The organism is Vibrio limimangrovi, assembly GCF_054064025.1.
Map to the genome: position 1 here is coordinate 1 of NZ_JBSUGF010000018.1, position 21,214 is coordinate 21,214.

A 21,214-nucleotide genomic window follows, 5' to 3' on the forward strand; every position below is an offset into this window, starting at 1 on the left:
AGATTGCGATCACATTGGCAAGCCCTTTTTCAGGTTTTTTTTGAATTTTCTATCATTCGAATGAAATAGCATCAAAAACACCTAAAAGAGCACGTTATTTCTACAGTTCTTTGAATTTATCCGTGAAAAGAGTCACTTTTTCCCAGTTGGTGTATTCCACCTCTTTCGTTGTATCCGTTTCTCCACCTGTCATCGACATGATGAACTTAATCATCATTTTGTCGAACCATCCGTAGCGTGGATAATAAAGGGCGCCAGCAAACACGCCTATTAACTCTGGTTTCCAGGGTGATTTCATCAAGAACTTACGAATATACGCACTGCCTTCTGGCGTATCTTTACCTTGGTCTTCTTTACGTGCCGTTAGGTTCACACAGAAGAAAGCAACTTTATGCTTTTCCAGTTGATTAAGGTGGCGTTCAATAAATTGGTACAACTTCTTATTCAAATGCCCATAACGAATAGAAGCACCAACCAGCACTTTGTCATAGGGTTCGAAATCAATAGTGTCTACATTATGTAGATCCACTAAATCACAATCGAAGTCCGTCAACTTCTCTTCTATATAGTGGAAGATTTTCTTTGTTTGCCCTTCACGGGAAGAATATAAGAACAACGCTTTTGCCACGATTTCCCCTTAACTACGCCAAAACGTCGGCGTGAGTAGAATGAGTAAGGTAAAGACTTCCAGACGACCAAACAACATTGAGACAATCAGTACCCATTTTGCTTTGTCATTCACATTACCAAAATGCACCGCCACTTCGCCTAACCCTGGGCCAAGGTTATTCAATGTTGCAGCGACAGCCGAGAATGCACTCAGTTCGTCCATACCAGTTGCAATTAGACCCAACATACACACAACGAAAACTAATGCATACGCAGAGAAAAACCCCCAAACGGCATCAACAATTCGTTGTGGTAGCGCAGTACCACCAACTTTAATGGTGTAGACCGCACGCGGGTGAACCAGACGTTTAAGCTCACGCGCCCCTTGTAACGTGAGCAGTAAAATACGGATTACTTTCATTCCACCACCAGTCGAACCAGCGCATCCACCAATAAAAGATGAGAACAACAGAAGCACAGGTAAGAACAATGGCCAGTCGGAAAAGCCAGTTGTTGTAAACCCAGCGGTCGTAGAAATGGAGACACTTTGGAACAACGCTTGGTCGAAAGCATCATAAGTGGACGTGTATGAGTGGTGCTTAAGTAATAATAAGAAGCAGACTACAAACAGCAGCACCTGTATAAAGATGAAGGCGCGAAACTCGGGATCTTTCCAGTAGTATTTCGGATGCACACCACCAGATGAGAATGCCGCAAAGTGCAAGGTAAAGTTACATGCGGAAATCAGCAAAAACACGACCGTGATGAGATTGATTGCGTAACTATCGAAGTACCCCATGCTCGCATCGTGAGTTGAAAACCCGCCAATCGCGATGGTCGAAAAACTGTGGCTGATTGCATCAAACGGTGTCATACCCGCCAACCAAAACGCCATCGCGCATGCAATCGTCAGGCTTAAGTAGATATACCAGAGCGCCTTGGCCGTCTCGGCAATACGTGGTGTCATTTTGGTATCTTTTACTGGCCCCGGGATTTCAGCTCGATACAACTGCATACCACCGATACCTAGCACGGGCAGAATCGCAACCGCTAATACGATGATCCCCATACCACCGAACCACTGGAGTAGCTGGCGATAGAACAAGATCGCTTTGGGTAATTCATCCAGACCAACAATCACCGTCGCACCAGTGGTCGTCAAAGCGGAAAATGACTCAAAAAAAGCGTCCGTAACCGATATATTAGGATTATCAGCGATCAAAAAAGGAATGGAGCCCGCACTACCCAATACTGTCCAGAATAAGACTACGATAAGGAATCCGTCACGCGCTTTTAGCTCATGCTTATGCCTACGGTTTGGAAACCAGCAAACGGCTCCGCAAAGCAGCAGAACAAAAAAGGTCGTGACAAAAGAGACACCCGCACCATCTCGATAAGTAAGCGCGACGAGTGCGGGCGCGAGCATTGTGACACTAAAAAGCGCGAGCAATAGCCCGACGATTCGAATAATTGAACGAAATTGCATGGATTGATTGACTAGCGAAGCTGTCCCTGTCGCTTACTCTTTTTCATTATTTTCCGTCTAGCGGGGTAACAATTGCCTTTGCCCCACTTTTATTGATGATAGCTTGGGTAAATCCGCTCACTTCACGAAGTTCGATTTCTACCACCAGCACGACCTGATCACTGTATTCAGCATCAACTTCCACCGCCCCAAACTGAGGCATAACAGATTGTGCGATAGGCATGAATCCATAGTCTAACGCTAGTCTGAGTTTTGTGGTGATTTTTTTCTCAATAGTTTGAAGCTGCTTGAGCGCTTGTTGAACACCACCACCATAAGCCTTGACCAGACCGCCTGTGCCTAACTTGATTCCACCAGAATAACGAGTGACAACGGCAGTAATTTCCCCAACTCCAGATCCAGACAACTGTGCCAGAATAGGCTTGCCCGCAGTACCTGATGGTTCACCATCGTCGCTAAAACCCCATTTCATCGAATCTTCAGGCCTTCCCGCAACAAACCCCCAGCAATTATGTCTCGCGTCCGCATGCTTTGCTTTTATTTGCTCCACAAACGTTTTGGCCGCTTCAATACTAGGCGTATGAGCAAGATAAGTAATAAACACACTCTTTTTGATCTCTTCTTCAAACTGAGTAGGTTCCGCTGGTACTAAATAAGGCTGGTCATTCATAGAATTAGGTCACTTGTCTCTTTATCTGAAGTTTATCACGAGAGTGATTGACGAGTCGCACAAGATCTGTCCCAGCGCACAATGTTAAACACTTGTTTGAAAAATGTATTGAAATTAAACATTCGCCGATCAAAACTAACATCAATGGTCAAGCCAGAATTACAATAAAACACTTCCTCGATACCTATTTTCCGAGGCTATTTTTACGAGGAAGGTAGCACCATTTAAATAGGTATACAGACAATCCCAGATTGTATGTCATGGAGATAGACAATGATTTACCAAGCCGAAACCCTACAGGTAAAGGAAATACAGAATGGTATTGCAGAGCTTACTTTCTGCTCACCAAAATCCGTAAATAAGCTCGATCTAGAGACACTTGAGTCGCTGGATAAAGCCCTTGATGCACTTATTGCACACCAAGGTCTGAAAGGCTTAATGCTTACTTCAGATAAAGACGCGTTCATTGTAGGCGCGGACATCACCGAATTCTTAGGTCTGTTTGCGAAAACAGATGCAGAGCTGGATCAGTGGCTCCAATTTGCTAACAGCATTTTCAACAAACTTGAAGACCTGCCAGTCCCAACTATCTCAGTAATTAAGGGCCACGCTCTTGGTGGTGGTTGTGAATGTGTGTTAGCTACAGACATGCGTATCGGTGATAAAACCACCAGCATTGGTCTACCAGAAACCAAGCTTGGTATCATGCCTGGATTTGGCGGTTGTGTACGTCTGCCTCGTGTTATCGGTGCGGATAATGCAATGGAAATCATCACTCAAGGTAAAGCTTGCCGTGCTGACGAAGCATTGAGTCTTGGCCTGTTAGATGCGGTGGTAGAAGCAGAATCTCTATATGAATCCGCTCTGCAGACACTGACTTCTGCAATCAATGAGAAACTTGACTGGCAAGCACGTCGTAAACAAAAGACATCACCACTGACGCTAAGCAAGCTTGAGTCGATGATGAGCTTCACGATGGCGAAAGGCCTGGTGGCACAAAAAGCAGGTCCACACTACCCAGCACCAATGACTTCTGTCATTACTATTGAAGAAGGGGCACGCTTCGCACGTAATGAAGCGCTGGATGTTGAACGCAAACACTTCGTTAAGCTGGCAAAATCAGAAGAAGCAAAATCTCTGGTTGGCCTGTTCCTCAACGACCAATACATCAAAGGCATCGCTAAAAAAGCCGCGAAATCAGCAAATAAAGACACTAAACGTGCTGCAGTACTTGGTGCAGGTATTATGGGTGGCGGTATCGCTTACCAATCAGCACTGAAAGGTGTGCCTGTACTGATGAAAGACATCGCTCAAGCCTCATTGGATCTGGGCATGAACGAAGCGTCTAAACTGCTTAACAAGCGTCTCGAGACTGGTCGTCTGGACGGCTTCAAGATGGCTGGCATCCTTGCTTCTATCACACCAAGCCTGCACTACGCTGGCATCGAAAACTCAGATGTGATTGTTGAAGCAGTGGTTGAAAACCCGAAAGTGAAGGCAGCAGTACTAAGCGAAGTCGAGCAAAACGTTGGCGAAGATACGGTTATCACGTCAAACACATCAACCATTCCAATCAACCTGTTGGCTCAGTCACTAAAACGCCCAGAAAACTTCTGTGGTATGCACTTCTTCAACCCGGTACATCGTATGCCATTGGTTGAGATCATCCGTGGCGAAAAAACGTCGGATGAAACCATCAACCGTGTTGTGGCTTACGCAGCGAAAATGGGTAAATCGCCAATCGTAGTGAATGATTGCCCTGGATTCTTCGTTAATCGCGTACTGTTCCCATACTTCGGTGGTTTCAGCATGTTACTTCGTGACGGTGCGGACTTCACTCAAATTGATAAAGTCATGGAACGTAAGTTTGGCTGGCCGATGGGTCCGGCGTACCTGCTTGACGTCGTCGGTATTGATACCGCTCACCACGCACAAGCGGTGATGGCTGAAGGCTTCCCAGAACGCATGGGCAAACAAGGCCGCGACGCGATTGATTCGTTGTTTGAAGCCAACAAATTTGGCCAGAAAAATGGCAGTGGCTTCTACAGCTATTCAGTTGATAAAAAAGGCAAACCGAAGAAGACCTTCTCTGAAGAAATCTTGCCATTATTGGCTGACGTATGTGCGGATAAACAAGACTTCGACGAGCAGACCATCATTCAACGTATGATGATTCCTATGATCAACGAAGTGGTACTGTGTCTGCAGGAAGGCATTATCGCCACGCCTCAAGAAGCGGATATGGCTCTGGTTTACGGTCTGGGCTTCCCTCCATTCCGCGGCGGTGCGTTCCGCTACCTAGACAGCGTTGGAATTGCTGAATACATCGAAATGGCAAAACAATACGCAGAGTTAGGCGCGATGTACCAAGTACCGCAAATGCTGATTGATATGGCGGCTAAAGGCGAAAGCTTCTACGGCGCACAGCAGCAAGGTTCTATCTAAGGAGGGATTCCCAAAATGACTAATCAAACAAGAAATGTTGTCGTAGTAGATTGTCTACGTACCCCAATGGGTCGCTCTAAAGGTGGCGCTTTCCGTAATACTCGTGCTGAAGACCTTTCTGCACACCTGATGAAAGGCATTCTGGCACGCAACCCACAAGTAAACCCAAGTGAGATAGAAGACATCTACTGGGGCTGTGTACAACAAACTCTGGAACAAGGTTTTAACGTTGCACGTAACGCAGCACTGCTGGCTGGCCTGCCAATTGAAATTGGTGCCGTTACCGTAAACCGTCTGTGTGGCTCATCAATGCAGGCACTGCATGACGGTACGCGTGCCATTATGACAGGTGACGCTGAAATCTGTCTGATTGGTGGCGTTGAGCACATGGGGCACGTACCTATGAACCACGGCGTGGACTTCCACCCTGGCATGGCAAAAAACGTAGCAAAAGCAGCAGGCATGATGGGCTTAACGGCAGAAATGCTGGGTAAACTACACGGTATCAGCCGCGAGCAACAAGACGAGTTTGCTGCACGCTCCCATGCTCGTGCTCAAGCTGCAACTCTGGAAGGTCGCTTTAAGAACGAAATCCTGCCAACAGAAGGTCACGCGGCAGACGGCACATTATTTACTCTCGACTACGATGAAGTCATTCGTCCAGAAACAACAGTGGAAGGCCTGTCTCAACTTCGTCCGGTATTCGATCCAGCAAATGGCACCGTTACCGCAGGTACGTCTTCTGCACTTTCAGATGGCGCATCGGCAATGCTGATCATGAGTGAAGAGAAAGCAAACGAGCTTGGCTTGAAGATCCGCGCACGCATCAAAGGCATGGCAATCGCAGGCTGCGATCCTTCCATCATGGGTTACGGTCCGGTACCAGCGACACAAAAAGCACTGAAACGCGCGGGATTGTCTATCGAAGATATGGACGTAGTCGAGCTAAACGAAGCGTTCGCGGCGCAGTCTCTGCCATGTGCTAAAGACCTGGGTCTGCTTGATGTGATGGATGAAAAAGTGAACCTGAATGGTGGTGCAATCGCTCTTGGCCATCCGCTAGGCTGTTCAGGCTCTCGCATCTCAACAACATTGATCAACCTGATGGAAGCAAAAGACGCGAAATACGGGCTTGCAACCATGTGTATCGGTCTTGGTCAGGGTATCGCTACTGTTTTTGAAAGACCTTAGGTATTTGAAGACCCATAGTGATCCACTCGGCAACCTGATGAAATGCACTAATGCTAAAGAAATTTAGTATTAGACTTAAGGGCGACATCCTATGTCGCCCTTTTATTTTTAAGTTGTAAGCAATAGATGCACAAAACGCATAGATTAAATGATGAACTTTCATTTTATTCATAATCAAACAAGACATACACTTAGAGGCAGTTAATATCTTGCTGCTGTGGCGTCTCAGCCACACTACCGCTCACTCGGAGAACCTCATGTTTAATGCTCTAGTTCTAAACCAAGAAGACAAACGTACTATCGCCAACATCGAACAAATGGATGAATCTCAACTGCCGGAAGGTGACGTTCTGATTGACGTTGACTATTCATCGTTAAACTACAAAGACGGTTTAGCTATCACAGGTAAAGGTAAAATCATCCGTCATTTCCCAATGGTTCCGGGCATTGATCTGGCAGGTACAGTGGTAAGCTCTGAAGATGCACGTTACCAAGCTGGCGACAAAGTAGTCCTTACAGGCTGGGGCGTAGGTGAACATCACTGGGGTGGTATGGCGCAACGTGCTCGTTTAAAAGCAGATTGGTTAGTACCACTACCAAAAGGGTTAGACAGCAAAAAAGCCATGATGGTCGGTACCGCAGGTTTCACCGCTATGCTGTGTGTTCAAGCACTGCTTGATGCAGACATCAAACCAGAAGCGGGCGAAATCCTTGTCACTGGCGCAAGTGGTGGTGTGGGATCAGTGGCGGTAACACTTCTGGCTCAACTAGGTTACAAAGTAGCAGCCGTAACAGGACGTGTAGAACAAAACGGCCCGTTATTAGAAAAACTGGGCGCAAGTCGCATTATCGACCGCGTTGAATTTGAAGAACCGGCTCGCCCGCTTGAAAGGCAAATCTGGGCGGGTGCCGTAGATACTGTCGGCAGCAAAGTGCTGGCAAAAGTATTGGCACAGATGGACTACAACAGCGCAGTCGCCGCATGTGGCCTAGCGGGTGGTTTTGACCTGCCAACAACGGTAATGCCATTTATCCTGCGTAATGTGCGTCTGCAAGGTGTGGACTCCGTGATGTGCCCGACTGAAAAACGCATCGCGGCATGGGAAAAGCTGGTTGAGATATTACCTGATAGCTACTTTGAGCAAGCTTGTACCGAAGCCGAACTGGCAGAAGCGCCAAAGTACGCAGAAGACATCACTAACGGCCAGGTCACCGGACGAGTAGTTATCAAACTTTAAGCACTACAATTACAAAAGAGTCAGCATTGCTGGCTCTTTTTAGATCAACCCAGTCCCATATCTTCGATACGCTTGGCAATCAAACGCCCGCATTCTTCTTTAACTATGCCTCTCAACCATTCCTGAGCAGGTGAATGCTCACAGCGCGCATGCCAGATCATCGAGTAGTCAAACGGAGTAAATTCAAACGGCAAAGGTTTAACTATCAGGTCATAGCGTTCAGCCACTAAATACGCCAGGTCAGCCGGAACCGTGATAATGATAGGCAGGGTGTCAACAATCGCCAGTGCCGCTTCCAAATGATAAGCACGCAAGACCATTTTACGCGCAGGCTTATCGATCAAAGCCTGCTCTATAAGTGCATTGACACCATCACTGATGGCAATCATTGCGTGAGGAAAACTTAGGTAACCATCCAGACTCATCTCTTTAGCCGCCAGAGTGTGTTGTTTCGATAACAAACACAGCACTCCTACGCGGCCTAATATTTCACTACGCAGTGGCTCTACAGGACCGGTAGGTCGACAAATAGCAAGATCGGCACCTTCATATGTCAGTTGAACTGACAGCCTGTCGTGCTGCAAGGGCAGAAAATGGAACGACACATTGGGCGCTTCCTGATAAATACGCGGCAAGGCAAACGGCAATATGGTCTGCATCGCGTAGTCTGTTGTTGCAATCGTGAATGTCTGATCACATTGCAACGGTTCGAATTCAACCGGAGAAAGCAGTTGTCGTAACGACTCTAATGGTTCGCCCAACGAGCGATCAATTTCCAGCGCTTTCTGTGTTGGGATCAAATGCTGTCCCTCCCGCGTAAAAAGCGGATCACCCAGCAAATCACGCAGTCGACCAAGCACTCGACTCATCGCCGACTGGCTCAAATTCAGACGGTTTGCCGCCTTACTAACACTGTTTTCTTCGATCAGAACACGCAGTGCGACCAACAAATTCAAATCTCGGCGATATATGTCTTCTAATTCCACAATGACCATATATGATGAAGGGGTTTAATGAATTGTACTCTTCAGGCAAAAAAAATCCCGCCTTTCAGCGGGGAAGCCCAAGAAAAAATGGGGATAGTGTCGGAATGAAGTGCTTGGTAATAAGCTGGTGAAAGTTGCTATGTATTTTGATTGAAAGAGCAGATCTAATTTTCTTGCTCGGATGCATCTAACCATTGATGCACCTCAATCCAAATACCAATAATCGTCGCAATCACGCCTACAAGAGGCAGTAGTGATGTTTCAGCTGGAGCTCTGAGTACTAATCCACAGAAAGAGATAAAACACAGAACTGAGTAAATCGTAAGTCTGTCTAACGCTGTCAGCATCGTTTATCGCCCCTTTCATACCACTTGTTACCAATTTGTTAATTTAAGGTAAATCAAAAATAACATTTTGCCAAGTGGTTATTGAATATTTTTTCCACGAACGTAAAATTCATCACCAAGTTAGCTACGAGAATCACACTATGAGCTTTAATCCTGAACTGGCAACCAAGACATTAGAAGCAGAAGGACTGCGCTGCCCGGAGCCAGTGATGATGGTCAGGAAGACAATTCGCAACATGCAAGATGGTGAAATATTGCTGGTAAAAGCGGACGATCCATCAACAACTCGAGATATTCCGAGTTTCTGCCGTTTTATGGATCACCAGTTGATTGCAGAACAAACAGAGCAACTGCCCTATCAATATCTGATCAAGAAAGGGTTGGAATAATCAAAAACGGCAGCCTTTTGGGCTGCCGTTTGTTTATTCGTCATATTCTAAGGTGCGAAGTTCTGACTGTAGCTTGTTGATCTGTTTCTTCATTGCCCGCATTTCTTCATGCATCGGTATGATATGAGCAACCCGAATCCACGCTTCTACCGTTAAACCGGTAAGAACGAAAGTTCCCGCCACAATCGGTAACCACATATCGGTCAGCGCCAATGCCAACAAGCACAGCGCCAAACCAAAAGTGAATAAATAACTCTGACTTTTTGGGGTCATCCCCATGTAACGTGTAAGCATAAACTTGCCCTCTCGCTATCATTCACATCAATATACAAACTACCATGACAAGTATGACACTAATATGCCTCTCGTCACGCTACTGAACGATTTTAAGCCAGAGTTTGAAATAAGCCACGATTTCGCTACTTGTTGATAATTAGCACCATTTTCATCGACATTTCGTGAACAAAGCTCCCTCTATAGTTTGCTTTGTCCTCGAACGTAAATTAGAAGAATGCAGCACCAACCGCCAATAACACGAATAAAAAGGCGGTCACTTTACGAATAAGCCCCAGAGGCATTTTGTCCGCTGACAGCTTACCAATCAGAACTACAGGGACATTCGCCAGCAACATACCAATCGTCGTACCTAACACCACCCAACTCAAGGCATCAGCGTACTGCGCACCGAGAATTGAGGTTGCGATTTGGGTTTTGTCACCGATCTCAGCGACAAAAAAGGCAATAAAGCTGGCAATGAATGGGCCCCGGTTGGAGATTTCTTCATCGTCATCAAGTTTATCAGGGATAAGAACCCAAGCCGCCATGGCAGCGAAGCTGACCACCAGCACCCATTTTAAAACTTCAGGAGACAGGTAATCGGCCACCACAACACCTAACCATGCAGCCAAAGCGTGGTTAGCAATAGTGGCTAAAAAGATTGCTGCAATGATAGGAACCGGCTTACGGTATCGACTGGCAAGTAACAACGATAGCAATTGGGTCTTATCGCCAATTTCTGCTAACGCGACAGTAGTAATTGAAATAGCTAAAACGCTCACGACATGCTCTTTTGGGGCTGGGATTATTATATTTAACCGTAGACAAACCTCACGCCCCGCCCCGGTTCGTGATGATTTGTCTAAGGTCTTGCTAAACTCGAAGGGCTTCGAGTCTCGAGCGCCATGGTGATTTTGCACCAATTATGTTGACGAACGAACCGGATGAATCGAACATTCATCAGGTAAGCTACTCCCCAAAGACAGACGCAATTCTAGCCAACCTTGTTACGTATCTCAAGCATCAAATCAGACGAAAACTCCCTATTAGGAAAAAAACCGCAGATAACTCGGTAAAAATCCATCAAAGTAGAAAATCGCCCACGAATTAATCAAGATTATCGCTACTCCCATGCTCAATATCTGGGTATACTTGATCGTTAATTTATTCAACCGTAATTACTCCTTATCGCCCTTGTTAGAGTTGTAAAACTCGGCATAGACAGCGAATTAACGAGTAACAAGAGAATCGCGCGAACCTGACTTATGCAAAAATACGATATCAAAACCTTCCAGGGAATGATCCTCGCGCTGCAGGATTATTGGGCTCAAAATGGTTGTACGATTGTTCAACCACTCGATATGGAAGTTGGTGCGGGTACCTCCCACCCAATGACCTGTCTGCGAGCAATTGGCCCAGAGCCAATGTCGACAGCTTATGTACAACCTTCACGTCGTCCTACTGATGGCCGTTATGGTGAAAACCCTAACCGTCTTCAGCACTACTACCAATTCCAAGTAGCGCTAAAACCATCGCCAGACAATATCCAGGAGTTGTACCTTGGTTCTCTTGAAATTCTTGGTATTGACCCACTTGTACACGACATTCGTTTCGTAGAAGACAACTGGGAAAACCCAACGCTGGGTGCATGGGGTCTGGGCTGGGAAGTGTGGCTAAACGGCATGGAAGTAACTCAGTTTACGTACTTCCAGCAAGTTGGCGGCCTTGAGTGTAAACCTGTAACGGGTGAAATCACTTACGGTATCGAGCGTCTAGCTATGTACATCCAGGAAGTAGATTCTGTTTACGACCTAATCTGGAACATCGCGCCAGACGGAAGCAAAGTCACTTACGGTGATATCTACCATCAAAACGAAGTTGAGCAATCAACATATAACTTCGAACACGCTGACGTTGATTTCCTATTCGGTTTCTTTGAGCAATGCGAGAAAGAGTGTCAACAGCTTGTCGCGCTTGAAAAACCTCTTCCACTGCCGGCTTACGAGCGCATCCTAAAAGCAGGTCACGCATTTAACCTACTGGACGCACGTAAAGCGATCTCAGTCACTGAGCGTCAACGCTACATCCTGCGTATCCGTAACCTGACTAAGTCTGTGGCAGAAGCATACTACGCATCACGTGAAGCTCTTGGCTTCCCAATGTGCAAGAAAGAAGAAAACGCGTAAGGGAAGAGAGAAACATGGCAAAAGAATTTCTAATCGAGCTGGGTACAGAAGAGCTACCACCAACGCAACTTCGTACTCTGGCTGAAGCATTTGCAGCAAACTTCGAAGCCGAACTAAAAGGCGCAGAGCTTACTCACGAAGGCGTAAAATGGTTCGCAGCACCTCGTCGTCTGGCACTAAAAGTGGCAGCGTTGGCAGAAAGCCAGTCAGATAAAATCGTTGAAAAGCGTGGCCCTGCTGTTTCTGCTGCATTCGACGCGGAAGGTAACCCAACGAAAGCGGCTCAAGGCTGGGCACGCGGTTGTGGTATCACTGTTGACCAAGCCGATCGCGTGGTGACTGACAAAGGCGAATGGCTGCTGTTTAATCAAGAAGTTAAAGGTCAGCCAACTTCTGATATCGTTTCAGAGCTAGCGGCAAAAGCACTGGCAAACCTGCCTATCGCAAAACCAATGCGCTGGGGTAACAAAACGACTCAGTTTATCCGTCCGGTAAAAACGCTGACCATGCTGATGGGTGCAGATCTTATCGAAGGCGAAATCCTTGGCGTACAGTCTGACCGTACTATCCGTGGTCACCGCTTCATGGGTGAAAAAGAGTTCACTATCGATTCTGCTGATCAATACCCTGCAATTCTTGAAGAGCGCGGTAAAGTTCTGGCAGATTACGAAGCGCGTAAAGCCATTATCCTTGCAGACGCTCAAAAAGCAGCGGCGGCAGTTGGTGGTATCGCGGATCTGGAAGATGACCTGGTAGAAGAAGTGACCTCTCTGGTTGAATGGCCTGTGGTACTTACCGCGAAATTCGAAGAAGAGTTCCTGAAAGTACCAGCGGAAGCCTTGGTTTACACCATGAAAGGTGACCAAAAATACTTCCCTGTTTACTCAGCAGATAAAAAACTACTGCCTAACTTCATCTTCGTGTCGAACATTGAATCGAAAGAACCTCGTTACGTCATCGAAGGCAACGAAAAGGTAGTACGTCCGCGTCTTGCTGATGCAGAGTTCTTCTTCAATACAGACCGCAAACGTCCTCTGATTGACCGCCTTCCTGAACTGGAAAACGCTATCTTCCAGAAGCAGCTTGGCACGATCAAAGATAAAACCGACCGTATCGCGGCGCTAGCAGGCTACATCGCGAAACAAATCGGTGCCGACGTAGAAAAATCAACCCGCGCTGGCCTACTGGCGAAGTGTGACCTGATGACTTCTATGGTATTCGAATTTACCGACACACAAGGTGTGATGGGCATGCACTACGCGCGCCATGACGGTGAAGACGAAGCGGTTGCAGTTGCACTAAACGAGCAGTACATGCCGCGTTTCGCTGGTGACGATTTACCAACTGACGGCGTATCAACTGCGGTAGCGATGGCAGATAAACTTGATACTATCGTTGGTATCTTTGGTATCGGTCAGGCTCCTAAAGGCAGCGACCCATTTGCACTTCGTCGTGCATCACTAGGTGTACTGCGTATTATCGTTGAGTACGGTTACAACGTTGATCTGGTTGATTTAGTACGAGAAGCGAAAATGCTGTTCGGTGATAAGCTGACCAACCACAATGTTGAGCAAGAAGTCATTGAGTTTATGCTTGGCCGCTTCCGTGCCTGGTACCAAGATGAAGGCTTCAGCGTAGACATCATTCAGGCAGTTTTGGCTCGTCACCCAACCAAACCAGCAGACTTCGATCAACGCGTGAAAGCAGTATCTCATTTCCGTGCGCTAGAAGCGGCAGAATCTCTGGCAGCAGCGAATAAACGTGTTGGCAACATTCTGGCTAAATTCGACGGTGAACTAGCACAAGAGATCGACCTAGCGCTTCTACAGGAAGACGCAGAGAAAGCACTGGCAGAAAACGTTGAAGTGATGACTGAAGCACTTGAGCCAGCTTTTGCGACCGGTAACTACCAAGAAGCCCTAAGCAAACTTGCTGACCTGCGCGAGCCAGTAGATGCGTTCTTCGATAACGTAATGGTAATGGCAGACGATGAAGCACTTAAGAAGAACCGTCTGACGTTATTGAATAACCTACGTAACCTGTTCCTACAGGTTGCCGACATATCTCTTCTTCAAAAGTAAGTCACCTGATTACAAGCTGAAGAATAAATCACAAGAAAACCAAAGGGGAAGCGGATGCTTCCCCTTTTTTGTTGCCAACATTCTGATGTTAGAGAAGTTTATTATTCATTTTGTGAACAAGACAAAAATTTGTAGGGTGAGAGACGTTTAACTTGTTGGTACACCGCTCGGATTGTAGAGGTACCTTTTTGTTATAAATGGGCTGTTTATTCGGGGGAAGGAAACAATGAAAAAAACAATTCTCGCACTCTCTATCGGTCTGCTCAGTGCCTGTAGCCAAATACCAGAAAATGCCATTGTACTGAGCGTCGGTGAAGACAAAGCCGTGTTTGAACAGAATGCGCAAGGCTTACTTATTGCGGAGCAAAAACTGGAGAAAGGCAATTACACCTTTACTATCGCCGACAGCAAGCAGAGCTGTGGCAGTAGCTTCGCACTGGCGGAAGAAAGCCGGATCAAATTCAATACGCCATTAAAAATGGATTACTGTGCAACTGACGCTAATATGCCGCTGCACATTTTCAAAGCCAATACTTACCAGTTTACGCTGAACCCAAAGACCAACGAGCTCACAGTGAAGATCAAGCCACAACAATCTCAAAGTTTGGCTTACTCTTGCCCTGTCGCCACAGATACAGCAAAAACCATTAATGTGGGCGAGACCTTCAGTGATGGCACCTTGGTTCGGGATGCACTTTCCGGCCAAGAGATCACAGTAACGAACGGCACTGTAACTCTTCAGCCGGGACCGATGAGTCAGGGCCTGCTGCTGTTAGAAAAAGTAGACCAGCAAGCTGACAAACCATTCAGTTGGGATAACGCGACGGTTTACTTCGTCATGACGGATCGCTTTTACAATGGTAACGCGAACAATGACAACAGCTATGGTCGCAGTAAAGACGGCCAATACGAGATCGGGACCTTCCACGGTGGCGACTTAGCGGGCCTGACCAAAAAACTCGATTATATTGAATCACTGGGCGTGAATGCCATCTGGATAACCTCACCACTGGAGCAAATTCATGGCTGGGTAGGCGGCGGTGATAAAGGTGACTTCAAACACTATGGCTATCACGGTTACTATCATCAGGACTGGACCAAACTTGACGCCAACATGGGCACGAAAGAAGAGCTGCGTACTTTCATCGATACCGCGCACAAAAAAGGCATCCGCATTGTTTGGGACGTGGTAATGAACCATACCGGCTATGCAACCTTAGCCGACATGCAGGAATTTGGCTTTGGTCAGCTTTATCTTGATGAGCAGGAAGCAAAAAAAGTACTTGGTGAAAAATGGACAGACTGGCAACCAAAATCGGGCCAGAGTTGGCATAGCTTCAACGATTACATCAAGTACAGTGACGGTGAAGCGTGGGAAAAATGGTGGGGCAAAGCCTGGATTCGAACCGACATCGGCAATTACGATGCACCTGGGTACAACGACATCACCATGTCTCTGAACTACTTACCGGATCTGAAAACCGAGTCGACCCAGAAAACCGGCTTGCCAAATTTCTTCCGTAATAAAGACACCAGCGCTCGCGATGAGCAGAAAACCCCACGTGAGCACTTGATCACCTGGTTATCCGATTGGGTACGTGATTACGGCATTGATGGATTCCGCGTCGATACCGCGAAACACGTGGAAATGGAAGCGTGGTCAGAATTGAAGACCAGTACCACACAAGCTCTGGCAGAGTGGAAGCAAAACAACCCGGATAAAGCGCTGGACGATTTACCATTCTGGATGACAGGCGAAGTCTGGGCACACAGCGTGGTGAAAAGCCCATACTTCGATAACGGCTTTGATTCAATTATCAACTTTGAATTCCAAACAGACGTGGCACCGAAAGCTTTGAAGTGTTTTGCGAGCCTCGATAGTGATTACCGACGTTACGCGGAGCAAATCAATAACGACCCGCAGTTCAACGTGTTGAGTTACCTATCTTCTCACGATACTCAACTGTTCTGGTCTGCACGTAGCCGCAGTTTCGATGATCAGGCGCGCGCAGCAAACGCGTTAATGCTGACACCAGGCGCGGTGCAAATCTACTACGGAGATGAAGTTGCCCGCGACTTTGGTCATACCGGCTCTGATACCCATCAAGGTACCCGTTCAGACATGCCATGGGATAAGATTCATGGCGAACGTGAAGACTTACTGCAGCACTGGCAAAAACTGGGCGAGTTCCGCAAACGCCATCCAGCAGTGGCACAAGGTCAGCACATCACGCGTAATCAGGAAGGTTACTACGCCTTCGAGCGTCAATATCAAGATGATAAGGTGCTCATCGTCTATACTGGCGAGTAGCATATCCATCTCTCCACCAGCAAGGGAAGCGTAGGCTTCCCTTTTTAATCCTCTTTTCGCTTTATAATCCATTCATCTGGTCTGAACAGACACTTTTTTCTTCTTCGAGCTAATTCACACTTTGCGTCGGAATAACATTAGGGTAAGGTCAACGATTACACTATAAGCTGATGCTCAATCAGTACGATTACATACAAAGCAATCACAATGAATTAGGTATAAGTAAACATGCAGTACTCAAAGTTTGGCGAAAAATTTAATCAGTATTCAGGTATCACACAGTTAATGGATGATTTGAATGATGGTCTGCGTACGCCAGGTGCCATCATGCTCGGCGGAGGCAATCCAGCCGCCATTCCTGCCATGCTCGATTACTTTCACCAAGCCTGTGAGGAAATGCTCGCCAGCGGGGAGCTTATTTCTGCACTGACCAACTATGACGGACCTCAGGGTAAAGATGCGTTTATCAAAGCGCTGGCTCAGCTCTTCCGCGAAACTTACGGATGGGACATCAGCGAAAAGAACATTAGTCTGACTAATGGCAGCCAAAGCGGTTTCTTCTACCTATTTAACCTGCTCGCTGGCCAACAACCTGATGGTTCGCATAAAAAGGTATTGCTGCCTATCGCGCCAGAGTACATTGGTTACGGGGATGCGGGTATTGATGAAGATATTTTTATCTCTTACCACCCAGAAATTGAGTTACTCGACAATGGTCTGTTTAAATACCACGTTGACTTCGAACAGCTAAAAGTTGATGACTCCATCGCTGCTATCTGTGCGTCGCGCCCAACCAACCCGACAGGAAACGTGTTAACTGACGAAGAAATTCGTAAATTAGATAAGCTGGCGCGTGAAAACAACATCCCGCTGATCATCGATAATGCCTACGGCCTGCCGTTCCCGAACATCATTTTTGAAGATGTTGAACCCTTCTGGAATGACAATACGATTCTGTGCATGAGCCTATCTAAACTAGGATTACCGGGCGTACGCTGTGGCATTGTGATTGCCAGTGAAGCAATCACTCAGGCTCTGACCAATATGAATGGTATTATCAGCTTAGCACCAGGCAGCGTGGGCCCTGCTATAGCCAACCATATCATTGGCAATGGCGATCTACTTAAACTGAGTTCAGATGTCATTAAGCCCTTCTACAAACAGAAGTCGCAACGCGCCGTAGAGCTTTTGCAACAAGCTATTACCGACCAACGTTTCCGTATTCATAAGCCTGAAGGTGCAATCTTCTTATGGCTATGGTTTGATGAACTCCCTATCACTACGATGGAATTGTACCAACGCCTGAAAGCGCGTGGGGTATTGATTGTTCCGGGCGAATACTTCTTTATCGGTCAGGAAGATGAATGGGATCATGCTCATCAATGCCTGCGCATGAACTACGTTCAAGATGACGAGATGATGCAGAAAGGCATCGCGATTATCGCAGAAGAAGTTGAGAAGGCGTACCGCGAAGTTAAATAGATAAAATTTCAAAAGAACGAATTAAAAAGAGCGCCTTTTCCATTACGGAAGGCGCTCTTTCTCACTCTATAGTGCAGTAACTTGCGGATTAATTGTTTTCCAGCAGGTTGCCACCGCCGATAGCAATTTTACGTGGTTGCATCGCTTGCGGAATTTCACGAACCAAATCAATATGTAGCAGGCCGTTTTCCATCGACGCGCCAGTCACTTTCACGTAGTCCGCTAGCTGGAATTTACGCTCAAAATCGCGTTCTGCAATACCTTGATAAACGTAGTTTTTACCTTCTTCCGCTTGACGCTCACCCTTCACAATCAGCATGTTTTCGTTTTGGGTCAGATCCAGATGTTCTTCAGCAAAGCCCGCAACAGCCATAGTAATACGGAAGTTGTGCTCATCTTTTTGTTCGATATTGTATGGAGGGTAACCGCCGGAAGAGTTCTTCGCAGAGCCCGCTTCCATCAGGTTTAGCAGACGGTCGAAGCCAATAGCATTACGGTATAGTGGTGAGAAATCTACATTGCGCATAAATCTATCCTCTTATTCAAGCAATAGTCTTAGCCCAGATGACGGTCATCTAAAAAACGAGGTTATGCAAAAACCAGCGCAGAGCTAAGCGATTCTTATCATTCCGCTGGCTGTTATCTTCAGCACGGAGACATGATGTGGAATCTTTAGGGTTAAATTTTGTTGCTAAGACCACGTATCCTCTTCTGAGCGATCGGGTTTTAGCGATTGCAGAGGGCTGAACTTCTAGTCTCTAGCAAGCCAGCTAACCTCTTCATTTCTAGATATAAGGTCTGGAAATGTGCTTTCAAGGGTTAAAAAGAAAATTATTTATGGATTTTGAGGTTCTAGAATCCTAGGTCCTAGGGAAAAACACGAATACTGAATACTGAATATGTTCACCCCTTCCGTAAGCGAAGCGCTCCGTATTCTGTCCTCCAAAACAGCAAGCACCTAAGTTTGCTCTTCTAAATGAACTTACCGCAAACACTTCTAGAACCTAGGACCTAGCCCCCTAGGACCTTTTCCAAAAACAAAAACGCCACCTCTTTCGAGATGACGTTTTTAATCACAATGAGTTGCGAGTTTTCGACTACACGTCTAGGTTAGCAACCTTCAGTGCGTTCTCTTCGATGAAGTTACGACGCGGCTCAACTTGATCACCCATTAGCGTTGTAAACAACTGATCTGCACCTACTGCATCTTCAATCGTTACTTGCATCATGCGGCGAGTTTCAGGATCCATGGTGGTTTCCCATAGCTGATCCGGGTTCATCTCACCAAGACCTTTGTAGCGCTGCAGGCTTAGACCACGACGAGATTCTTTAATCAGCCAATCTAGCGCAATTGCAAAGCTAGAGACTGGCTGAGTACGCTCACCACGCTTGATGTATGCACCTTCTTCAATCAGGCCATCTAACGCTTCAGAGAGATCCGCCAGTTTGCTGTACTCTTTCGAATTTAGGAAATCGATGCTAAGAACATGCTTGTGGGTCACACCGTGAGTACGCACAATAATCTTCGGCAGATTTAGAGCTAGCTCAGCATGCTGCTCTACTTCGAAGCTGTACTGACTTGCACCCACTTCTTTCGCGTTAAGTTGCTCAACTAACTGCTTAGTCCAAGCTTCTACCGCTGCTGCGTCATGACACAGTTCTGCTGTCAGACGAGGCGTGTAAACTAGCTCATGCATCAGTGCACTTGGGTAACGACGACTCATACGATCCGCCAGTTTTACGCCCGCGTTGTATTGCTGAACCAGTTTTTCCAACGCTTCACCCGCAAGAGCTGGTGCTTCTGCGTTTACGTGTAGCGATGCATTGTCTAATGCTAATGACACCTGGTATTGGTTCATCGCATCTTCATCTTTGATGTACTGTTCTTGTTTGCCTTTCTTCACTTTGTACAGTGGTGGCTGAGCGATGTACACGTAGCCGCGCTCAATCAGCTCTGGCATTTGACGGTAGAAGAATGTCAACAGTAGCGTACGGATGTGAGAACCATCGACGTCCGCATCGGTCATGATGATGATGTTGTGGTAACGCAGTTTGTCCGGATTGTATTCGTCACGACCGATACCACAACCCAGTGCCGTGATAAGCGTTGCAACTTCCTGAGAAGACAGCATCTTATCGAAACGCGCTTTCTCTACGTTCAGGATCTTACCTTTTAGCGGCAGGATTGCCTGATTCTTACGGTTACGCCCCTGCTTAGCACTACCGCCCGCAGAGTCACCCTCCACTATGTAGAGTTCAGAGAGTGCCGGATCTTTTTCCTGACAGTCTGCAAGTTTACCTGGAAGACCAGCAAGGTCTAATGCGCCTTTACGACGAGTCATTTCACGTGCTTTACGAGCCGCTTCACGAGCACGTGCCGCGTCGATGATTTTCGAACAAACCATTTTCGCTTCAGACGGGTTTTCAACCAGGAACTCAGACAGCTTCTCACCCATTGAAGATTCAACCGCCGACTTCACTTCAGATGAAACCAGTTTGTCTTTGGTCTGGCTTGAGAATTTTGGATCTGGCACTTTTACAGATACGACTGCAGTCAAACCTTCACGCGCGTCATCACCTGACGTCGCAGTTTTCGCTTTCTTCGAGAATCCTTCTTTATCCATAAAGGTATTCAGTGTACGCGTCAGCGCTGCACGGAAGCCCGCCAGGTGAGTACCACCATCACGTTGTGGGATGTTGTTGGTAAAACAGTAGATGTTTTCCTGGAAACCATCATTCCATTGCATAGCAACTTCAACTGAAATCCCGTCTTCACGCTCAAGATTGAAGTGGAAGATTTTCTCGATGATCGGTGTTTTGTTGGTGTTCAGGTGTTGAACGAAGGCTTGAATACCACCTTCGTACATAAAGTGGTCATGCTTGTCTTCTTCACGCTCGTCAAACAGCTTGATAGAGACGCCAGAGTTAAGGAACGACAGTTCACGCAGACGTTTTGCCAGAATATCGTAATGGAATTCGGTGTTAGTGAACGTCTCAGCGCTTGGCCAGAAGCGAATTTTCGTACCAGTTTTATCAGTATCACCCACAACAGCCAGTGGTGCCTGAGGTTCTCCATGACGGTAAGTCTGGCTATGGATATGACCACCACGATTAATCGTCAGTTCGACTTTTTCAGACAGTGCGTTTACTACAGAAACACCCACTCCGTGCAGACCACCAGAGACTTTGTAGGAGTTGTCGTCGAACTTACCACCAGCATGAAGTACCGTCATGATAACTTCTGCCGCTGATACTTTTTCTTCTGCGTGCATTTCAGTTGGAATGCCACGACCATCATCGCTAACGGAAACCGAGTTGTCCTCATGAATTGTCACAACGATGTCTTTACAGTGACCTGCCAACGCTTCATCAATTGAGTTATCCACCACTTCGAAAACCATGTGGTGAAGACCGGTGCCGTCGTCCGTATCGCCGATGTACATACCTGGACGCTTACGTACCGCATCCAGACCCTTCAGTACCTTAATACTCGATGAATCGTAATTTTCAGACATGA

Annotated in this window: 17 protein-coding genes; 8 read left to right on the forward strand and 9 right to left on the reverse strand. The window is 46.7% G+C overall.

Annotated elements, in window-relative coordinates:
- Positions 1–100: 100 nt before the first annotated feature.
- The 3 genes from hemG to ACWYU8_RS19980 are packed head-to-tail and all read right to left on the reverse strand — an operon-like array spanning position 101 to position 2,765.
- A complete protein-coding gene (hemG, locus tag ACWYU8_RS19970; RefSeq protein WP_457521503.1) occupies positions 101–628 on the reverse strand; it encodes a menaquinone-dependent protoporphyrinogen IX dehydrogenase in 528 nt (175 codons plus the stop codon).
- A gap of 9 nt (positions 629–637) precedes the next feature.
- Positions 638–2,095 carry a TrkH family potassium uptake protein gene (locus ACWYU8_RS19975; RefSeq protein ID WP_457521504.1) on the reverse strand — a complete coding sequence of 486 codons (1,458 nt, stop codon included), beginning with the start codon at positions 2,093–2,095 and terminating at the stop codon, positions 638–640.
- A 46-nt stretch (positions 2,096–2,141) separates the two neighbouring features.
- The gene (locus ACWYU8_RS19980) at positions 2,142–2,765 is read right to left on the reverse strand and encodes a YigZ family protein (protein WP_457521505.1); all 624 of its coding nucleotides are present in this window, start codon (positions 2,763–2,765) and stop codon (positions 2,142–2,144) included.
- A 273-nt stretch (positions 2,766–3,038) separates the two neighbouring features.
- Between ACWYU8_RS19980 and fadB the strand changes: the two genes are divergently transcribed.
- The 3 genes from fadB to acuI all read left to right on the forward strand — a co-directional run bounded on the left by fadB (position 3,039) and on the right by acuI (position 7,639).
- Positions 3,039–5,210 carry a fatty acid oxidation complex subunit alpha FadB gene (gene fadB / locus ACWYU8_RS19985; RefSeq protein ID WP_457521506.1) on the forward strand — a complete coding sequence of 724 codons (2,172 nt, stop codon included), beginning with the start codon at positions 3,039–3,041 and terminating at the stop codon, positions 5,208–5,210.
- Between the two features lie 15 nt (positions 5,211–5,225).
- Positions 5,226–6,401 (forward strand): acetyl-CoA C-acyltransferase FadA, encoded by a 1,176-nt coding sequence (fadA, locus tag ACWYU8_RS19990; RefSeq protein ID WP_457521507.1) that lies wholly within the window; start codon positions 5,226–5,228, stop codon positions 6,399–6,401.
- Positions 6,402–6,658: 257 nt separating this feature from the next.
- Positions 6,659–7,639, forward strand: coding sequence for an acrylyl-CoA reductase (NADPH) (gene acuI, locus ACWYU8_RS19995; protein WP_457521508.1), 981 nt, complete (start codon positions 6,659–6,661; stop codon positions 7,637–7,639).
- A 44-nt stretch (positions 7,640–7,683) separates the two neighbouring features.
- Here the strand turns inward: acuI and ACWYU8_RS20000 are convergent, their stop codons facing one another.
- Together ACWYU8_RS20000 and ACWYU8_RS20005 are read right to left on the reverse strand one after the other, a co-directional pair.
- Entirely contained in the window at positions 7,684–8,625 is a 942-nt protein-coding gene (locus ACWYU8_RS20000) for a LysR family transcriptional regulator (protein WP_457521509.1), read from the reverse strand.
- 164 nt (positions 8,626–8,789) lie between these two features.
- On the reverse strand, positions 8,790–8,972 hold the full coding sequence (locus tag ACWYU8_RS20005; protein WP_457521510.1) for a hypothetical protein: 183 nt from the start codon (positions 8,970–8,972) through the stop codon (positions 8,790–8,792).
- A gap of 140 nt (positions 8,973–9,112) precedes the next feature.
- Between ACWYU8_RS20005 and tusA the strand changes: the two genes are divergently transcribed.
- Positions 9,113–9,361 (forward strand): sulfurtransferase TusA, encoded by a 249-nt coding sequence (gene tusA, locus ACWYU8_RS20010; protein ID WP_457521511.1) that lies wholly within the window; start codon positions 9,113–9,115, stop codon positions 9,359–9,361.
- A 33-nt stretch (positions 9,362–9,394) separates the two neighbouring features.
- On the opposite strand, the gene ACWYU8_RS20015 is transcribed toward tusA, so the two are convergent.
- Complete coding sequence (locus tag ACWYU8_RS20015; protein ID WP_457521512.1) at positions 9,395–9,655, reverse strand: hypothetical protein; 261 nt, start codon at positions 9,653–9,655, stop codon at positions 9,395–9,397.
- 209 nt (positions 9,656–9,864) lie between these two features.
- On the reverse strand, positions 9,865–10,419 hold the full coding sequence (locus ACWYU8_RS20020) for a TMEM165/GDT1 family protein (RefSeq protein ID WP_457521513.1): 555 nt from the start codon (positions 10,417–10,419) through the stop codon (positions 9,865–9,867).
- Between the two features lie 483 nt (positions 10,420–10,902).
- Here ACWYU8_RS20020 and glyQ point away from each other — a divergent pair, with 483 nt between their 5' ends.
- The 4 genes from glyQ to ACWYU8_RS20040 all read left to right on the forward strand — a co-directional run bounded on the left by glyQ (position 10,903) and on the right by ACWYU8_RS20040 (position 17,697).
- Positions 10,903–11,823 (forward strand): glycine--tRNA ligase subunit alpha, encoded by a 921-nt coding sequence (gene glyQ / locus ACWYU8_RS20025; RefSeq protein WP_457521514.1) that lies wholly within the window; start codon positions 10,903–10,905, stop codon positions 11,821–11,823.
- A gap of 14 nt (positions 11,824–11,837) precedes the next feature.
- Entirely contained in the window at positions 11,838–13,904 is a 2,067-nt protein-coding gene (gene glyS / locus ACWYU8_RS20030) for a glycine--tRNA ligase subunit beta (protein ID WP_457521515.1), read from the forward strand.
- Positions 13,905–14,130: 226 nt separating this feature from the next.
- Positions 14,131–16,215 (forward strand): alpha-amylase, encoded by a 2,085-nt coding sequence (locus ACWYU8_RS20035; protein WP_457521516.1) that lies wholly within the window; start codon positions 14,131–14,133, stop codon positions 16,213–16,215.
- A 228-nt stretch (positions 16,216–16,443) separates the two neighbouring features.
- Complete coding sequence (locus ACWYU8_RS20040) at positions 16,444–17,697, forward strand: valine--pyruvate transaminase (protein WP_457521517.1); 1,254 nt, start codon at positions 16,444–16,446, stop codon at positions 17,695–17,697.
- A gap of 88 nt (positions 17,698–17,785) precedes the next feature.
- Here the strand turns inward: ACWYU8_RS20040 and ACWYU8_RS20045 are convergent, their stop codons facing one another.
- Both ACWYU8_RS20045 and gyrB read right to left on the reverse strand, forming a co-directional pair.
- A complete protein-coding gene (locus tag ACWYU8_RS20045; protein ID WP_457521518.1) occupies positions 17,786–18,223 on the reverse strand; it encodes an Hsp20 family protein in 438 nt (145 codons plus the stop codon).
- A gap of 571 nt (positions 18,224–18,794) precedes the next feature.
- A complete protein-coding gene (gene gyrB / locus ACWYU8_RS20050) occupies positions 18,795–21,212 on the reverse strand; it encodes a DNA topoisomerase (ATP-hydrolyzing) subunit B (RefSeq protein ID WP_457521519.1) in 2,418 nt (805 codons plus the stop codon).
- Positions 21,213–21,214: the final 2 nt, after the last annotated feature.

Bases quoted from the DNA above. Each gene is read 5' to 3' on its own strand.
- ACWYU8_RS20015 (WP_457521512.1), bottom strand. From the start codon at position 9,655: ATGCTTACACGTTACATGGGGATGACCCCAAAAAGTCAGAGTTATTTA.
- ACWYU8_RS19980 (WP_457521505.1), bottom strand. From the start codon at position 2,765: ATGAATGACCAGCCTTATTTAGTACCAGCGGAACCTACTCAGTTTGAA.
- ACWYU8_RS20035 (WP_457521516.1), top strand. From the start codon at position 14,131: ATGAAAAAAACAATTCTCGCACTCTCTATCGGTCTGCTCAGTGCCTGT.
- gyrB (WP_457521519.1), bottom strand. From the start codon at position 21,212: ATGTCTGAAAATTACGATTCATCGAGTATTAAGGTACTGAAGGGTCTG.
- acuI (WP_457521508.1), top strand. From the start codon at position 6,659: ATGTTTAATGCTCTAGTTCTAAACCAAGAAGACAAACGTACTATCGCC.
- fadA (WP_457521507.1), top strand. From the start codon at position 5,226: ATGACTAATCAAACAAGAAATGTTGTCGTAGTAGATTGTCTACGTACC.
- glyQ (WP_457521514.1), top strand. From the start codon at position 10,903: ATGCAAAAATACGATATCAAAACCTTCCAGGGAATGATCCTCGCGCTG.
- ACWYU8_RS20040 (WP_457521517.1), top strand. From the start codon at position 16,444: ATGCAGTACTCAAAGTTTGGCGAAAAATTTAATCAGTATTCAGGTATC.
- glyS (WP_457521515.1), top strand. From the start codon at position 11,838: ATGGCAAAAGAATTTCTAATCGAGCTGGGTACAGAAGAGCTACCACCA.
- ACWYU8_RS19975 (WP_457521504.1), bottom strand. From the start codon at position 2,095: ATGCAATTTCGTTCAATTATTCGAATCGTCGGGCTATTGCTCGCGCTT.
- ACWYU8_RS20005 (WP_457521510.1), bottom strand. From the start codon at position 8,972: ATGCTGACAGCGTTAGACAGACTTACGATTTACTCAGTTCTGTGTTTT.
- ACWYU8_RS20045 (WP_457521518.1), bottom strand. From the start codon at position 18,223: ATGCGCAATGTAGATTTCTCACCACTATACCGTAATGCTATTGGCTTC.
- fadB (WP_457521506.1), top strand. From the start codon at position 3,039: ATGATTTACCAAGCCGAAACCCTACAGGTAAAGGAAATACAGAATGGT.
- tusA (WP_457521511.1), top strand. From the start codon at position 9,113: ATGAGCTTTAATCCTGAACTGGCAACCAAGACATTAGAAGCAGAAGGA.